Raw genomic sequence first — 16,305 nt, 5'->3', positions numbered from 1 at the left:
TTCATCAGTTTAAGTGGCGCTGAGACCGCCAACAATATTGCGGAGATTGATATACAAAAAAATATCCTAAACATTAGATTCGAGATATCAGCAAGCGATGCCAAACTATTTTGGCCAGGAATTGAGGATACACCAGACATTTATCGACTGGTCCAATCAGCAAAAACCCAGCAACCTTTCGATTTTCAAGTACTCTCTGGAAATAAGAGCATTAAGCCCAAAGTCATCTCAATTCGAGTAGCCCAAAGGAAACCTAGAATTTCCCCTTTTGCTGGGCAAACCGATCCCCGCACCGGCATAAAAATGCCGGATTTCCCGGCAGATAAAAAGATTCTTTTAACTCAGCTGAAATATCCAATCGGTGGACTTTCAGACCTGCAACTAAAACCACCCATGGGTAGTGATAAGCTGGCATCCGTGACAATTGGCTTTACCAGTCGCCACGGGCAAACACCTATCAGCGGCTTTCACTACCTATCCCAACCTGAACCACTCATTATCGACTGGAAAGACCCATGGAATACACATTTTAAGAACACCGATATTAGTCGGCATAATCGCTACCCTCTAATGTCTTTCCTCTACGTAGAGCCCCGCCAGATACGCCATGAGATACTCGTGCGCACCAAGGACTTACTGGAGTGGACTAATCACCCTTTTGATGCCTGGCAACTATTAACACCAGAAAGTAAGGCCTTCCTACACCACACAGTACGCAGCTATCTAAATAATAAAAATCCAACTTCTATTGATCAGTCGCCCTCACAGCCGAATAGCATTGAGACTGTTTTTCTCCGCGCAAATAACAGCGGGTACTCACAGATTTCAGAGAATGACACTATTGAAATGGGCTCAGTGATGATTGGCTACCGGGAAAAATTTTCCATCGATGCACTGCCCCAGAGTGTTACCGTAGACTGGAATCTATTCACCGATACGATCAACTCCGTTCCCACCCTAATTCAGGACCCCGCAGGCCCATTCCCCACCCATGTAATTCCCTCATTTCCTGATATTCAGTGGCACAACTACCTATACGATTACCGACCTCCAAATAGCGATCCACTTGCAATAGAAACCCCCAGCCTGGCGGTCCCTATGGCAATCCTATTTTCATTTCTTATTATTACGATAATTGTATTGACGCTATCCACAAAACACTCACTTATAGGCCGCAAGGGTTCAACTATTCTCTATACCGCCATAATAATCTCAGCTGTCGCTTTGTACCTCAATCTTCCAGAAGAATACCGGGTAAACCTTCCAGGAACCGCTAAAAAACGGGACTTGGGCCAAGTAACAGAACAGCTACTGTTAAAAGTTGCAGCCGCATTTAAAGAGCCTCTACCGATCAATCTGGAATTAAAGCTGAAAAACCTGATTACCAAGGAAGGGTTCGAAAGTGCCTATTCAAATCTGGCACAAATTTATCGCCCCCAAACAACGAGTGGTGGCTTGGGATCAATCAGTGCTATTACAAATCTTAAAGTCGAGTACTCCAGTCAAATTAACCTGAATGGCAACAAAGGATTCCGGTTGATTACTAGTTGGCAGGCGGTAGTAGAGGACCGAAGCTGGGGACACTTTGAACAAAGACCGCAAGAGACCCGGGCCAATATCGCAATTATCCAGTCTGATAACCACTGGAAAATCGCTGGATTTACGCCCCTATCCGTACGGTAAGAAGAAAAATAGAGAAATAGTTTGAGCCATGAAAAACAGCACACTCAAGTTGCCCGCAATGATCGTTCTATACTTCCTCATATCCAGCCTCAGCGGGCAAGCACAAGCGCACTTTCTTCTTAACTTCAATGTACGGATTTTCCATATAGAGCACACAGCTAGTGGTGCCAACCTATATATGAGAGTGCCTATGCCCTATTTACTGGCAGATAAAACAGGGCTGGGTCGCGACCCCTATACTGGCAAACTCTCACAACCCGCGCCCTATACCAAAAACTCATTGGATCAAGGCGACTTGGTCCATTATGTGGATTTTCAGCAGCTGGAGCTAGCGCCTCTAGGACTCGGTGATATTGCAGAGAGAGCCACTCTTCTCCGCAATACTGACAAGCAGATAAAAGGCGATGTAAAAGCCGTGCGCCTGTATCGGATAGGAAATGAACCAGGTTTTGCAACGCTGGAGGAGGCACAGCAGGCATTTTTGCAGCAATATTTACCTGAAGATACCAATCAAAGGTTGTATGTGGGTGACACCTTGGTTGATATTCAGATCTTCTACCCTCTGGAAGCTCCCCTTGGAGAATACCAACTATCCAGCTCTCTTAACCCCGGCCTCCCCAACCAGGAAGACACCGCCAACCTGGTACTGGATTACAACCCAGGTAAGACCCAGGTCTTTCGCTCACGCGGTCTTATGCAAGAGGCACTATTGATTACCCACTCCTCAATAGACGCTGTGAAGACTTTTCTGGCGGAGGGCATCGCCCATATCCTGAAGGGGTTGGACCACGTGTTATTTGTACTCTGCCTAAGCCTCGGTGCACTCAGCCTACCCCTACTCTTATGGCGCGCTACCGGCTTTACCATTGGTCACAGTATCACCCTCTCAGCCGGATTCTTTGGCTTTGCTCCCACTGTCAGCTGGTTCGTACCTATGGTAGAAACCGGTATTGCCCTATCCATAATCTATATGGCCTGGATATCACTACACAGGGAAGACACTAAGATCATAGGCAGCGAAAGCACAATTTTTATCGGCACCTGTATGCTCGGCCTGCTCCATGGCTTGGGTTTTTCACTTGTATTAAATGAAATACTCCAAGTTGACTCCCCAAATATCTGGCAAAGCCTCTTGGCCTTCAACCTGGGGGTAGAAGCCGGGCAAGTACTCATAATTCTTGCCATATGGCCCCTTGCCTATTTGGCCAGGCTGTGGAAAAAGGAATGGGAAATCCGGATACGTTATTCTGCTGCTGGACTCTGTAGCGCAATTGCTTTTATCTGGACATTAGATAGAGGATATGAGCTTGTTTCGGCAATTTTCTGAACAGGAGAATGAGCTTTCTCTCTGGTTATTACAGCCGAGATAATACACCTAAAACTACTTTGTATTCTCAAGTTCCAGAGGCAAAACTCACTCCAAAATTAACCTCCCTGTCACTACACATGTAATAATGAGTAAAAATACAAAGCGCAATAAACCAGGACGTTAAATAATTTAAGATCCAAACCCCTTGGGATGCTGCTTCCCGGCGTCACCTATTACTTCCCAAGAGGCCTTTGAGTCAACCCATAAATGATGAACCACTTTTAGATTCTCGTTACCATCCACCAAGCTTCCTGCAGGAATGTAAGTATTTAAAGAATCATTCTCTCCGGGCAGAGTCGAACCGCAAGTAGCACAAAAATTTGTATGCCAATCATGCCCGGGCTTAGACCAATACTTAAGGTTCTCCTTACCTTTAATCCAACTAAACTTCTCGGTAGGCACAATAGCTACAGTAATAGCGCCACTCCCTGTGGAGCGACGACAGATTGAACAGTGGCACATATATAAATCTGTGAGGGATTCTTGTATCTCATAAGCTATCTCTCCACAATTGCATTCACCTTTAGTCAAAAAGACACTCCTTTTTTAATAATAGAAAGATACAAAGCCCACATATCTGAGACATCTATATCACCTTGTATAGATTTTAACCGATCATGGAGCCCCAAAAGAGCATCTATTCGCACTGAACAATCCCTCCAGCTAATTTTAACTCCGGTATTAGCTATCTGTTCTACAACAAATGTCTCAGGCTGAACTTCCACTCCAAATAGATAAAAGGTTATCAGAAAGAACAGGTTTTTATGGCGCGCATATCTTTTTGCGTTTTCTATTTGCACAAACCTTTATCTAACCTGATTTCTCTCAACATTGATTCAAGTTTTCGGTAGCAAGTGGCTAATAGAGGCTGAGTTGAGCAATATATAAAAGTGAGCGCCAGCACACTTAGTGTGGTACTCACTTTCTTACTTGGTGAAAGGATTCTATACAACTTAACAGATTGCTGCGGGATCAACCGGGGCTTCATGTATCGTGAAGACCGGAAATATCATTAAAGAATTTAAATTTAGCAAAATAATGATAGATACAGAGAACTAGGCGTAGCTTAGTGTAAATTTTATTTAGGTCTAAGGGCCTCAATAAACTTCGCATCTACCCACATTATTTCAAAATTCGGTGGAGTACAACGCCGACAGTAGAAAAGGTATTTCCCATCAGGTGTTACATATCCACCACCATCTTCCCCCTCTGTATTGATCTTGTCACCGAAGTTAATAGCTGCGCCCCATGAGCCATCTTGTTGACGAAAACTGACGTACATATCGCTATCACCATATCCACCCTCTCTTTCACTATCCCAGATAATGTAGGACTCATCAGGGGCAATAAACGGATGAGCAGTCCACTTGCCTGTATTTATCTGCTCTCCAAAAGGTTTTGGCGCTTCACGCTTACCATCTAACAGACGCGAATAGCGAAGAATACCATCTCCATTTGAACCTACTTCATCAAATACAAACGTTCCTTTTGCAGAAGCCGTAAGGCGCATGATACGAAAGTCTTCAAATAGTGGCCCCATGGTTTTAGGTTCTGACCAACCATTATCAGTGCGCTCTCTATATCGATTTCTAGAATACATTATTTGACCATCAGGTGAGATAGAGCCACCCCAGGCCACCTCCGATTCATACCAGCGATTACCCTCAAGCTTGAATACAACTTTCGAAGACTCGCCACTTTGGTGATATCTTCTTGTAACGTAGTACTCCTGCATATCAGGCGTGAAGTAGCCACCCCAATCCCGATACTCTTTCGAGGGATTAGGAGCGAATAACTTTGGAGTTAACCCAGGAGGTTTCTGTCCAAGATAGGGCCCTTCAAGAGCTGTCGGTGTATCCTGACTATAACTGTTAACACTCAAAATTAGGAGTGAGAGTAGAGCAATTGAAATACAAAGGTGCCTCATGACATATCCTTGCTTAAACATGAAGTAATAAGCAACCAATGTATCTATTCAGGCTTTATAACACCTGACGTCCATATGAATTTTGCCTGATTCTTGTGAGAAGAGGTGTGATCTGCCGACTATTTGTATGAAATATACACAAAAGCGACTCTATAGCGAAGGTTCAGACCTCCCTTTTGCCCTCCATATATACTGACCTTGCGGCTCATTTAGTATTGCCAATCCACACTGAGCACTCAGTTACAGAGAGAGTTATCGGGACACGACGATCTTAAATTTATAGATACACCCTCAGATATCCACCTATTCGCTGTAAGTAAATCCACAAGTCTGTCCAAAAGAATAGATGATGATGGAAACTATGGAGTAACGAGCACTATTTTCTAATATCAATCGAATGATCAATTTTTATTCTGCGGGATTAAGAATGAGCGATACTTTAGTCCCAATGGCTGCTGCATTTTCTACCAGATAGACATCAATCTGGTAGAAAGTGCAGCTCAATTAGATACATTGCCTGAAATACACTTACTTAGATCTCTACCGATTGAAGTTAAAGTATCGTCAAGTGTATTGGTTGTCGTTAGGAAGTCATAACTAACATAGATTGATATGTTCTAGGCTAAATACATCTAGCACCAAGTCCCTTAACAGCTTTCAACCAGGAACCCTGTTGATTCTTATCAGACATAATCATTGAACCAAATAAATTAACCTCTGCTTTCGAGAAGCCACAGTATTGAAGAGTAAATCGATCAAGCTGCTCTAATACTGGCTTTGCTTGTTCTTCTAAATATTCCGTAGGCGCATCCATTGTCAAAATTATTCTTGATGTTTTGCCTTTAAGAAGCTTTATGGGCTCTGCACTACCACTCTCAAATTTAAAGGTAATTCCGGGAAGAAAAGATCGATCAATCAAGCCTTTGAGCTTTCCTGGCAATCCGCCCCACCAAATAGGCGACACCACAACAATATGCTGTGCCCATTTAAGAGCCTCTTGAAATTCAGATAGACAATCCTCCAATACTTGATAGTCATCGTACCCAAACTCTAAATTCGAATTGAAGTCCATTTCCGACAGGTTATATCGCCGAACATTAGCCTGTCTCTTTGCTTCAGACTCATAGACATCGCTCAACTGCTTAACAAAACTGTTCTTCTTTGGATTGCCATTTAAAAGTAGGATATTTTTCATCTCGTCATACTATTGCTTAAAGACATGATGAAAAGTCTACCGTCTCCCCTTAAGGGGAGGGTCAAGGCTTTTATGACAGGAATCTATAGACGCAATACATTGATCAACCTTTTCAGCTTTATTAGAAAGTGATTCCAATTCAGCCTCAATTTTTCTTTTTACTTTCTTCAGAAAGACACTGATTCGAGCCCAATCAACCTCTCCATTATGGTACCGAATAACATCCTTTAACTCAGCCAAAGTCACCCCAAGTGCTTTAGCTTCTGAGATCAAAGTAAGAATTTCAACATCTTCTGCCGTATAGACTCTATAACTGCCCTGCCTTTTAGGAACGGCAATGAGGCCTTTTTCCTCATAAAATCTTATCGCCTTTACAGTGAGATTCGTCCTTCTTGACACCTCTCCTATAAACATACAGACCTCCTACCTATGCTCAATTTCCCGTTGAGATTACAGCCTATGAAAAATATTCATCACATGAAAGGAGCCTTCCATGAGTTTGGGACCTTCGCAGCTCTTACGGGTACCTAGTAGAACCCCATAAGAGCCGGGACTCACTTCTTACATTCTCATGCTTTCGGCACAAACATTACGTTGAAGAACGTAAATTCGCAATACCGCAAATTAAGAAGACAAGGCCCTCTAATTTCCTGTAATAAATTCAGACGGGGAACCTAACTACGTAAATAAACTACTACTAATAGCAGTAACACCTCTATGCCGCCTCAAACGCATCTGGCAAGTATTGCTAGTATCTGGACTACCTCTTACTTGATTTTCAATGGTCAGTGAGAATGTCTATTCAGAGGAACCTTAGAGACTGGTAGATTTTAATTAGAGGCACTCTACTGTATACCAAAAAGCTCTAGCTAAGTAAGTCTGGAGTTGTACCGCTCGCTTTAAGCATGTGGCCTATCCCCATGTCTTTTTGCTTTAAGTTAACGAATAGCTTTGAGGTAAACACACCAAAGGGCATTTGAGCTACTCCTGTCTCTGTACCGGTCGGCGTAACAATGGCATAACTAGGTGTTTTATAAGGCTTAGCCTTTTTACCTTTGGCTTGATTAATGATAACACTCGCCAAGATGCCTCCTTGAACGTTTGCTATATAGCCGTGCTTATTTTCATCCAGAGTAGAGCAATCACCTATCGCATAAAGGTTAGAATAACCCCTAACCCGCATATATTCGTCCACTTTAATTAATCCCATCTTATCTAACACACCGGGTAATTCTGTTTTTAGAAACTCGGTATTTGGCGACATACCTACACATTCATAAACCAAGTCTGCCTTGAAAGTTTCTTGAGTATTCATAGAACGGTAAATTGCACCTTCTTTAACTAACCGGGTATTGAGATGTACGCTAACACCCTTAGCCGTAAGCTGTTCTAGCGCCTTGTTCTGAGCTTTAGGCTTAAGATGGCCAAGTAGTACATCTTTAGAATGGACTAACGTCACGGTTTTATTGGGAAAAGCGCTGCTAATTTCCCCGGCCAGCTCCACGCCAACGGTACCGCCTCCTACAATCAAAACTGACTGAGATTTCGCCAGTATTTTTTGCTCATTCCGCATTTCTTGCTCACGCTCGGAAATCGTATAAGCTGATGTAGATTTAGCTATCGGCAAGGTTGGGTAGCGACTGCCTGTCGCGATAACTGCCTGCTTAAAGTGGATCTCTAATCCATTCGATGACTTTGCTATCCGGTCATCCATGGAAACCACATCTGCTTGAACAAAATCGCTCTGAATAAAGTCACGATAATATTTACGTGGATTAGCAGTCAGTAAGTTAGGCGCTATCGCATTACGTAATGTGGCAAAGGTCACTTCAAAATGGTCCTTTCGGTCAACCAATACCACCTGCATACCCTGCTTAGCTAACTTTTGGGCCACAGAAACACCAGCAAAGCCTCCACCAACGATTAACACGTCTGTCCGTTTGATCATAACTCGCCTCAATATCGTTCAGCTGTTTGGATAAAGCGCGACCGCTCGCAATGCCTCACGAACAGGTCACTTCTTGATAAGGAGATAAGGATAAAGTTAGACTTAAACTAATGATATTAACTATAATCTAAGTTCTTGTTAGCTTTCACCTAACAAGTTGGTTTAGCTGATATCGGGTGATGATACTGCGCAGGCATGAAGTAAAAAGGTGCACGCAGACTCCCAGCTTCTGCTGGTAGAAGAAAAACAAATAACTGGTTTACGTAAAAGCTGCTCATTCAAAATGATCAGCGGTGTTGATGTTGTCCAGTTTGCAAGCACTGGCAAATGGTATCAAGTGCAAATTACTCATGCTGTCAGCACAACAGAAAAGATGCTTCATAAAAGAAAGCCAGTTAATGGCTATTTTCAGTTTAAGATCCTCAAATATGCTGCATCAGAAACTTACCTATATTTTCTCTAAGCTCACGCCACTATGACTTTGGAACAATTACGATATTTTAAGGCGATAGTTGAAGGTGGCTCGCTAAAAGCTGCTGCCCAAACACTTCACCGAACACAGCCCACTATAAGCGCCGCCATCAAGAAATTAGAGGCGGACCTCAATCTACAACTATTTGATCGGGACCAATACAGGAGCACACTCACAGCTGATGGCAAAGCCCTGTATGAACAATCCAAACATGTACTAGCTGAAGCCCACTCGTTTGAGAGCTTAGCTAAACAGCTAGTCGCAGGAGAAGAACTGGAAGTAGGTATTGCGTTTACTTCCGCCATACCAGTCGGCCCAATACTCAGCGCAATCCGTCAGTGCAAAATTGAGTACCCAAAAACACGCTTGGAGGTCTATTCCGAAAATGGCCTTGGGCCACTGGACTTATTGAAGGGAGGCCAGGTTTCCATAGCTATTATTCCGTGGACTGAAACTTACGACCAGCTTGAATCCATTCATCTAATGAATATGAAATTCATTTCTGTGATCGCTGGCGACTCTCCCCTACTTACCCAATACGAGGAAGTCCCAAGGCAGATTATGCTACGCCATCCCCAGGTGATCATCAGTGGTAGGAAGTCATCCACTAAAACCTACGGGGTGCTTGAAGGGGGCGATCAATGGAAAGTCAACGATTTTCCGACTAAAAAAGAAATTATTCTTCAAGGTATGGGTTGGGGTACGCTACCAGAACATATGATAGAAGCGGAGCTTGAACAGGGCTTATTATCTCCCATTGCAGTGGAAGGGATCCCAAAACCGCAAGAACTGGAAGTGCGGGTGACTAGACAAGCATCTGATCCGATGGGTCCCGTAGCAAGTTACCTTTGGCAATTATTCCTAAACCTTCAAGGCTTTCATTAGAAAACACTTACGATATTTCTACCAAAATTTTTCAGATTCCTTATGTTTAATATATAAATTCTAAGAATTTGAAGCTGACCTAACAGGTGCTTGTATTTTACGACAGAAACTCTTTGGTTGAGCTTCATCACACTAGCGCATAGGTAAATAAAAGGCGCTTAAATTATCCTGTTAGAAACAATTAAGTTTGTTTCCATATCAAAGATGCGTAAAATCGATAGATCTCTATTAGTATTTTGTTATTTTTGGATGGGCTTGACTCGGCCCTCACCTAAATAGAAGTACCAGAATTTCCTAAACGATCTATTTCTTCAAGAGGAGAACGGTAGCGAGATATAAGAATAAGTAAAAGGCGCTGACCCAAGGTGCTACCAACACCCGGGGCCAGCTAACCAAATTGATACAGACACTATCAAAAGTCGAGTAGACCAAAGGAACTTCCCCTTCAGCCTCTCACAGAACCGTACGTGAACCTCTCAATTCATACGGCTCTTCGTATTCAGCACATTTTCAATCTTCCCATTCTCCAGTGTGCAAACAAGCCACGCATTTGTTGACGAACCTTTCCAATAAAGACCCAACTCTTGAAACAGCTTCGCTTCAGATGCTTAAACTTCTTCCTGGCCCAACGCATCAGCGTTTGGTCAAGATACTTCTGAAGTCGATAAACACCATATTTCCGCCCAAAGTGACCGTAGTAGTTCAGCCATCCTTGTATTGCTGGATTAAGTGCTTGTGCCATCTCCGACAGTGATCGATCCACCCAGTTAATCACACGCCATTGCCTAACCTTATCCTTGATCCTCTTGAAAGCTTTAGGGCTCATTGATGGACCAAAGGCAGTGAAGGTTTGTCCATGGCGATTCTTTGCTTTCCTGGGACCAAATCGATAACCCAGAAAGTCAAAATGGATCACAGGGTGGTTGTCTTTTCGATTGCTGTTCTTGCAATAAACCTTGCGGGTTTTCTCTGGATGAGCTTCAAGCCCGCAGGTAGTCAGGCGTGCTTTTAGAGCCGCCAGTAAGCGATCCGCCTCTCGAGGATTACGACAATGGTAAACAGCATCATCCGCGTAACGCTCAAAAGGAATATCTCTGTGCGTTCTCACCATCCAGGCGTCCAGCGCGTAGTGCAAAAACAAGTTTGCCAGTAGCGGGCTGATTACACCCCCTTGTGGAGTACCTTGTGTTCGCTCTTCAAGCTGTCCGTCCCGATGTTGTACTGGAGCCGTTAACCAGCGCTGTACATAGAGTCTGACCCACCGATGATTATTATGTTTATCTAATGCCCTCAGCAGGAGTTCGTGATTAATATTGTCAAAGAAACCTTTGATATCTAAATCAACTACCCAGATTCTATCCCAGCATCGTTGTCGAGCTCGACGCACTGCGTCTATAGCAGATTTGCCTGGCCGATAGCCGTAGGAGTCAGGGTGAAATACCTTCTCCAATTCTGGCTCCAGCAGTTGCTTAGCCACCATTTGTGCAATGCGATCTTCGATTGTGGGGATACCCAGTGGTCGCAGGCTGCCATCGAGTTTCGGAATATCCACTCGTTTGACGGCTGATGGAAAATAGCTGCCAGATGACATCCGATTCCATAGCTTGTAAAGGTTTTTGACAAGACTCGATTCGTATTGCTCTATCGTTATCTCATCAATCCCCGCTCCGCCGCCATTAGCCTTAATCTGCTTCCACGCTTCCCAAACCGCTCGCTTGGAAATATTGAATGGCTTTGCGCTAATCGTTAATTCCTCCCCATCTGGGTTGATTACACGGTTAGTCGCCGAATACGACAACCCCTTCGCTCCACGTCCATTACAGCCGCTTCTCCACTACTACGGGTTGTTCCGCCCCTGTGACCAGTCTTGGTACTCAACGTCTTATAGGACCTCTACTTGACGCTCTTCCTTAACACCTGGACGACAGGTTCTCCTGTTCCACCCAAAAGCCTGTTGTGTGTTCACGCCACCTCTATGCCGGATGCCACTCGGTCGGTAAACAGGTAACCTCCAAGCTTATCCCCGCACTTAGCCAGTGCACGGGTTTTGACATCATCTTGGTAATACGCTTTCGACACCTCATCAGTGGTTCATTTGCATTCGTCTCTACACAACATACCTGTCGTATCTCGTACGCCTTTTCCTCAAGCGCTTCTAACCAAAGCTCTTTACTCCGATCACCTTGAGGCGGTTTGTTACCACTTCCTGCAAAGCGATAACGGAGGGCCGACCTCCATCTCCTGGATAGCACGTATTTTTTTTATTTATAAAAAAAAATAAAAATAAAAAAATACTCAGGACGCACTGGCTATATGCATCATACGCTAGATACCCGCTCGTCTTCAATAAAGTGGAGTACATTCAGTAGCTTGGGGTGTGTCTCCAAGCTCTGGGAGCGTTGCGCTCGCCTTTTCTTCTTCTATGCTTATCGTTCTCGTGCGCCCCCTCTTCTAGCCGCTTCTTTCAATACTCACCCAAGAGAACGCTCTTTCTTGTAGCCTATATCAGTAGGAAATGAATATGTTGATATTGAAACGCCGAATAGGTGAAAACCTACGAATCGGCACCAAAGTTTCGGTTAAGGTATTAGAGGTTAAAGGCAATCAAGTGAAGATGGGGATACATGCCCCCAAGTCCGTACCCGTTCATCGAGAAGAAATATATAGGCGCATCCAAAAGGAATAGATGGTGAATTACCGAAGCCGTTGAGAAGCAAGTGTTCGGTCTTCCCAGCGGCTTTCCAATTAGTTTATGACCTTTGGAAAGGCCTCGGTTAGCTAAATACTTGCACAAACTAACCAACAACAACTGTCTCTATGTGATATTTGTCAAACTCCAATACGAACTGCATTCAACTGAAACCTTTACAGATGGGGTCGTTGAAGGGCGTATTACATACTATCTGCTTGTATTTAGCATAAGCTTCTGCATTATAATTTCTGGATTGGGGATTCATAAAGCCATGAAGGTAAGTGGAATGATGAACCTCCACTTGCTCTTTCTGCTTCAACGTCTGCATGACCTCTAATACAGAAAAGTGAGGCTCCATCGCCGGGAATATCAAGCGCGTAGGAAATATAGGATCAATTTTGACGTAATGGCGAACTTGTGAACTATAAAATAAAATTGCCCCTGAAACATTACTCAAAGCTTGATGATCAGATAATCTCCATATGGCCGATGCACCAATACTAAAACCTACTAAACTCACATGACCAAATGATGCGCTGATTCTCTCTGATAATTTTTCAACGTATTTATCGAGCCCAACCTTTGATGTAAAGTGTGAATACGCCTCAACTTCACAATCGAAATTCATCAATTCTGAATTATACGGATCAACTATCTCTACACTACCAGGAAGATCAGCTGCAAATCGCTCTAACGCTTTTGTACGACCAAAAATATCTGAAACCAAAATCCAAGCCATAGTTTATTTTTTTCATATAACAAGAAAGAAACGATACACCGACCAGTTATAGTTTAATTGTATTAGTTCAGACCAAATCTGACACATCCTCTTGAAAAAGAGGGGTTTACCGGTTTTGATGAAGGTGCCTAAACCTAAAAGCAAAACCAAGGATAAACCCCATGATCCATACTAATGATCGCATCATCAAACACAAGACCGGATTGCTAAATCTGGCAGAAGAACTCGGCAATATCTCCAAAGCTTGCAAGATGCTGGGTGTGTCGAGAGACACTTTCTATCGCTATAAGGAAGCCGTTTCAAGTGGCGGTGTGGACGCCCTTCTTGAGAAGAACCGGCGTGTGCCCAACCACAAGAACCGTGTTGACACAGTCATTGAAGAGGCAGTGTTAACTTATGCCCTCCAAGAGCCTGCCCATGGGCAGGTTCGAGTTTCCAATGAACTGCGTAAACGCGGTGTATTTGTGTCCCCTAGTGGCGTTCGGAGTATCTGGTTACGGCATGACCTGGCTAACTTCAAATTGCGATTAAAGGCACTTGAGGCCAAGGTCGCTGAGGAGGGACTGATCCTCACAGAGTCACAGGTTCAGGCTTTGGAGAGAAAACGGCATGATGATGAAGCCTGCGGTGAAATTGATACTCAACACCCAGGTTATCTGGGCTCGCAGGATACCTTCTATGTAGGAACCTTTAAGGGCGTCGGACGTGTTTACCAACAACCTATGTCGATACCTATGCAAAGGTGGCTCATTGCAAGCTGTACACCACCAAAACGCCAATCACTGCGGCGGACCTCCTGAATGACCGTGTGCTACCGTTTTATGCCTTACATGATCTACCAGTGCTGCGTATCCTAACTGATCGCGGTACGGAGTATTGTGGCAAATTGGAACAGCACGACTACCAGTTATATCTAAGTGTGAACGAAATAGAACACACTAAGACAAAAGCCAGACATCCACAAACTAATGGAATCTGTGAGCGCTTCCATAAGACCATTTTACAAGAGTTCTACCAACCCTCATTACGCCGCAAGATCTATGGATCAATAGAAGAGTTACAAACGGATCTGGACGAGTGGCTCACATATTACAATAATGAGAGAACTCATCAGGGTAAGAAGTGTTGCGGTCGAACACCGTTAGCAACTCTTGAAGATGGAAAAAGCATCTGGAAGGAAAAGCTCGTAAACTGAATTTGACCTGACAGAGCATCTCCTGAGAAACCGGTAACTGTCAGATCAAGTCTGAACTACTACAGTTTAATCTATGCATATTTATCGAGCTCGATACAGTATGTCGTAAAACATCGACCCAACAGCTCGGTTTTATGTACTGTTTTGGATATTCTTTTCAAAGCTCTGTATTCTGGCCTACTGTCAAGCAAATGACACACTATTTCCTTATGCCCTAACTCCTTAGCCCAACCGATCATTGTTTTGAATACTGAGAGTCCAGAACCCCAAAACTGTTGAGATATGACAACAGCCATCTCAAAGCCGCTATCGTCAGGTTGAATACCACACCACCCAGCTAATACTCCACCGATATAAATTAGTCGAACACGGCACCCAGGCAGGGAGTCTACTTCTAACTTAAACTTGATCCACTCATTAATACTCTGGACATCAAAGTATTCATGTTTAATTAAGTGCTCCCTAAGTGAATCCTCATTGAGTACAGCTAACAGCTTATTTCGCTTCACTTGGGTTAGCTCCTTAAACTCGATTCTGCTCATATTAAAGTAATTTTGACCTTCTCGTTTTGGGGTGGCTTTAAAGACGAAATAGTTTTTGCCTGCTTTGTAAGTTACCCAAGAGTAATTGCGACCGAAAGGTAGGCGCCTATTCAATGGGGAAAGTTTCTTTATTTATTTGAGGAAAAGAATACAGCCACAGTGTAAAAAACACAAAAATAGGACATCAACTCCATCATTCTATTAGTCGCTACGATTTGCTCTCTTGTACTTTTCCTGATACTCACGGCGCTGTTTAGTAACTTCATACAATACAATTCCAGACGTTGTGCCGAGATTCAGGCTTTCAATCATGCCAAACATTGGAATGGATACGCAGAAGGCGCTATGTTCGACTGCGAGATCACTTATACCTCTAGATTCATTACCAAACCAAACAGCCAGCTTTGGCTGAGTGTAATCTGCCTCATGCAATATAAAGTTATCTTTTCCTTTTACATGGGGAGAGGTGACAATCGAGATAAATCTGTTTTTCGTCAAATGATCCAGGCATTCCTCAGTACTACCAAAACGCTTTACAAAACTCCATTTGATCGCAGAGACAGACAATTTTGAGAGTGACCTCCTTTCTCTCATTTCCTGCCAATCATCGGGTAAAGAGTTACGCGGATCAACAATATACGTTTTTTCAACGCCTAACGCATTAACGTTTCTAATAACTGCTCCAATATTCTTCATATCCATTGGGTATTCGAGAACAGCTATCAGATTTTTGCAGCGATACGGCTTTATTTCATCGGCTCTTTTCCGAACGTCACTTTTATCAACTTCCATAGCCCCAAAGATCTCAGATAATTGATTTACTGCTAACACTGTAGTCAGATACGGACCAGACTATATAAATTCGATACGATAATGAGAGTAGTGACAGCATAAAAGACACACGAAATTGTACCGTCAGTTTCATCTCTTAGTTAGCTACTTAGCTACACCGACGCCCATAAATTACCCATATAGAGAAAAGATATCAAAGGCCACAACAAAGAACATATGGAAACCTCATGGACAGTTTTACCAAATACTTCCTGCCACTCAATGCTTTGCAATAAAAAAATCATAAAACTCCGACAACAATCAACGGGCCAACAGCTCCCAGAAAATCCATATGGCTAATTTAGGAATGAACCGTACATAGATAGAAAATACGTTCAGCGCTGCGTATAAAATTTTTATTAGTATTAATTCAGCTAAACAGCTAAAGGGTACTTAATTGCTCATACGCCCTATCAAAGCATTTAGCGCCTTAATAACCGGCAGGTGGGGCGAGGCGCGGAGTTAATTGACGCATTAATTATCGTATGAAAATTACGACTGGTCTCTAGAAATTAATTTTATACAACAATCTACATGGATTGACATATAAGCACCTCGTTTTGGTTTGCCATCCTTGAGCCACTCTACGAGTATCGATGTAGGCTCCAAGCCCTCGCCACTGTACCAGTCCAGATCCTCTGCGGTCATATTTAGGTGCTCTCTCGTACTACCAAGCATTACTACGCGAGCCTCAGCCCAGCCGTTTGGCATAGCCAGAGAGACTGTATCTCCCAGTTCTATCTCGCACCCATCTGGATATTGCACGATGTATACACTCACATTTTAACGCCCCGATAACCCGCAGTCGAAATGTTGCGAAGCGGAGT

The 16,305-nt window shown here is 43.4% G+C and carries 15 protein-coding genes and 1 pseudogene; 6 read left to right on the top strand and 10 right to left on the bottom strand.

Going from position 1 to position 16,305, the window contains the following annotated elements; genetic code table 11:
* Window positions 1-303: 303 nt before the first annotated feature.
* Both ACJJIL_RS05805 and ACJJIL_RS05800 read left to right on the top strand, forming a co-directional pair.
* A complete protein-coding gene (locus ACJJIL_RS05805) occupies window positions 304-1,683 on the top strand; it encodes a hypothetical protein (RefSeq protein WP_445361390.1) in 1,380 nt (459 codons plus the stop codon).
* A 28-nt stretch (window positions 1,684-1,711) separates the two neighbouring features.
* The gene (locus tag ACJJIL_RS05800; protein ID WP_445361389.1) at window positions 1,712-3,010 is read left to right on the top strand and encodes a HupE/UreJ family protein; all 1,299 of its coding nucleotides are present in this window, start codon (window positions 1,712-1,714) and stop codon (window positions 3,008-3,010) included.
* A 171-nt stretch (window positions 3,011-3,181) separates the two neighbouring features.
* Here the strand turns inward: ACJJIL_RS05800 and ACJJIL_RS05795 are convergent, their stop codons facing one another.
* From ACJJIL_RS05795 to ACJJIL_RS05775, 5 genes are all read right to left on the bottom strand, one after another.
* Window positions 3,182-3,583 (bottom strand): GFA family protein, encoded by a 402-nt coding sequence (locus ACJJIL_RS05795; protein ID WP_444925517.1) that lies wholly within the window; start codon window positions 3,581-3,583, stop codon window positions 3,182-3,184.
* A gap of 547 nt (window positions 3,584-4,130) precedes the next feature.
* Complete coding sequence (locus ACJJIL_RS05790; protein ID WP_445361388.1) at window positions 4,131-4,979, bottom strand: TolB-like translocation protein; 849 nt, start codon at window positions 4,977-4,979, stop codon at window positions 4,131-4,133.
* Between the two features lie 622 nt (window positions 4,980-5,601).
* A complete protein-coding gene (locus ACJJIL_RS05785) occupies window positions 5,602-6,174 on the bottom strand; it encodes an NAD(P)H-dependent oxidoreductase (protein WP_445361387.1) in 573 nt (190 codons plus the stop codon).
* 36 nt (window positions 6,175-6,210) lie between these two features.
* Entirely contained in the window at window positions 6,211-6,588 is a 378-nt protein-coding gene (locus tag ACJJIL_RS05780) for a MerR family transcriptional regulator (RefSeq protein ID WP_445361386.1), read from the bottom strand.
* A gap of 451 nt (window positions 6,589-7,039) precedes the next feature.
* Window positions 7,040-8,122: an NAD(P)/FAD-dependent oxidoreductase gene (locus tag ACJJIL_RS05775; protein WP_445361385.1), complete on the bottom strand. Its 1,083-nt coding sequence runs from the start codon at window positions 8,120-8,122 to the stop codon at window positions 7,040-7,042.
* A 208-nt stretch (window positions 8,123-8,330) separates the two neighbouring features.
* Here ACJJIL_RS05775 and ACJJIL_RS05770 point away from each other — a divergent pair, with 208 nt between their 5' ends.
* Window positions 8,331-8,585 (top strand): hypothetical protein, encoded by a 255-nt coding sequence (locus ACJJIL_RS05770; protein ID WP_444958322.1) that lies wholly within the window; start codon window positions 8,331-8,333, stop codon window positions 8,583-8,585.
* Between the two features lie 12 nt (window positions 8,586-8,597).
* A complete protein-coding gene (locus ACJJIL_RS05765) occupies window positions 8,598-9,479 on the top strand; it encodes a LysR family transcriptional regulator (RefSeq protein WP_445361384.1) in 882 nt (293 codons plus the stop codon).
* A 499-nt stretch (window positions 9,480-9,978) separates the two neighbouring features.
* Here the strand turns inward: ACJJIL_RS05765 and ltrA are convergent, their stop codons facing one another.
* Entirely contained in the window at window positions 9,979-11,277 is a 1,299-nt protein-coding gene (gene ltrA / locus ACJJIL_RS05760; protein ID WP_445361383.1) for a group II intron reverse transcriptase/maturase, read from the bottom strand.
* A 723-nt stretch (window positions 11,278-12,000) separates the two neighbouring features.
* On the opposite strand from ltrA, the gene csrA reads away from it, so the two are divergent.
* Window positions 12,001-12,165, top strand: a complete 165-nt coding sequence (csrA, locus tag ACJJIL_RS05755; RefSeq protein ID WP_282933640.1) for a carbon storage regulator CsrA — start codon at window positions 12,001-12,003, stop codon at window positions 12,163-12,165.
* Between the two features lie 166 nt (window positions 12,166-12,331).
* Here csrA and ACJJIL_RS05750 read toward each other — a convergent pair whose 3' ends face one another.
* Window positions 12,332-12,910, bottom strand: coding sequence for a dienelactone hydrolase family protein (locus tag ACJJIL_RS05750; RefSeq protein ID WP_445361382.1), 579 nt, complete (start codon window positions 12,908-12,910; stop codon window positions 12,332-12,334).
* Between the two features lie 161 nt (window positions 12,911-13,071).
* Between ACJJIL_RS05750 and ACJJIL_RS05745 the strand changes: the two are divergent.
* Window positions 13,072-14,105, top strand: a pseudogene (locus ACJJIL_RS05745) (IS481 family transposase).
* A gap of 71 nt (window positions 14,106-14,176) precedes the next feature.
* On the opposite strand, the gene ACJJIL_RS05740 reads toward ACJJIL_RS05745, so the two are convergent.
* The 3 genes from ACJJIL_RS05740 to ACJJIL_RS05730 all read right to left on the bottom strand — a co-directional run bounded on the left by ACJJIL_RS05740 (window position 14,177) and on the right by ACJJIL_RS05730 (window position 16,258).
* A complete protein-coding gene (locus ACJJIL_RS05740) occupies window positions 14,177-14,614 on the bottom strand; it encodes a GNAT family N-acetyltransferase (protein ID WP_444925526.1) in 438 nt (145 codons plus the stop codon).
* 234 nt (window positions 14,615-14,848) lie between these two features.
* A complete protein-coding gene (locus tag ACJJIL_RS05735; RefSeq protein WP_444925527.1) occupies window positions 14,849-15,439 on the bottom strand; it encodes a TrmH family RNA methyltransferase in 591 nt (196 codons plus the stop codon).
* Between the two features lie 531 nt (window positions 15,440-15,970).
* Window positions 15,971-16,258, bottom strand: coding sequence for a hypothetical protein (locus ACJJIL_RS05730; protein ID WP_445361381.1), 288 nt, complete (start codon window positions 16,256-16,258; stop codon window positions 15,971-15,973).
* Between the last annotated feature and the right edge of the window lie 47 nt (window positions 16,259-16,305).

The organism is Microbulbifer maximicatervae (SeqCode) (assembly GCF_052468095.1).
The sequence above is the reverse complement of the archived record's forward strand: the minus strand, read 5'-3'. Positions and strand labels throughout refer to the sequence as shown.

Coding starts and splice junctions, on each gene's coding strand:
- ACJJIL_RS05805 (WP_445361390.1), top strand. CDS start 304: ATGCCGGATTTCCCGGCAGATAAAAAGATTCTTTTAACTCAGCTGAAA.
- ACJJIL_RS05800 (WP_445361389.1), top strand. CDS start 1,712: ATGAAAAACAGCACACTCAAGTTGCCCGCAATGATCGTTCTATACTTC.
- ACJJIL_RS05790 (WP_445361388.1), bottom strand. CDS start 4,979: ATGAGGCACCTTTGTATTTCAATTGCTCTACTCTCACTCCTAATTTTG.
- ACJJIL_RS05785 (WP_445361387.1), bottom strand. CDS start 6,174: ATGAAAAATATCCTACTTTTAAATGGCAATCCAAAGAAGAACAGTTTT.
- ACJJIL_RS05780 (WP_445361386.1), bottom strand. CDS start 6,588: ATGTTTATAGGAGAGGTGTCAAGAAGGACGAATCTCACTGTAAAGGCG.
- ACJJIL_RS05775 (WP_445361385.1), bottom strand. CDS start 8,122: ATGATCAAACGGACAGACGTGTTAATCGTTGGTGGAGGCTTTGCTGGT.
- ACJJIL_RS05765 (WP_445361384.1), top strand. CDS start 8,598: ATGACTTTGGAACAATTACGATATTTTAAGGCGATAGTTGAAGGTGGC.
- csrA (WP_282933640.1), top strand. CDS start 12,001: ATGTTGATATTGAAACGCCGAATAGGTGAAAACCTACGAATCGGCACC.
- ACJJIL_RS05750 (WP_445361382.1), bottom strand. CDS start 12,910: ATGGCTTGGATTTTGGTTTCAGATATTTTTGGTCGTACAAAAGCGTTA.
- ACJJIL_RS05735 (WP_444925527.1), bottom strand. CDS start 15,439: ATGGAAGTTGATAAAAGTGACGTTCGGAAAAGAGCCGATGAAATAAAG.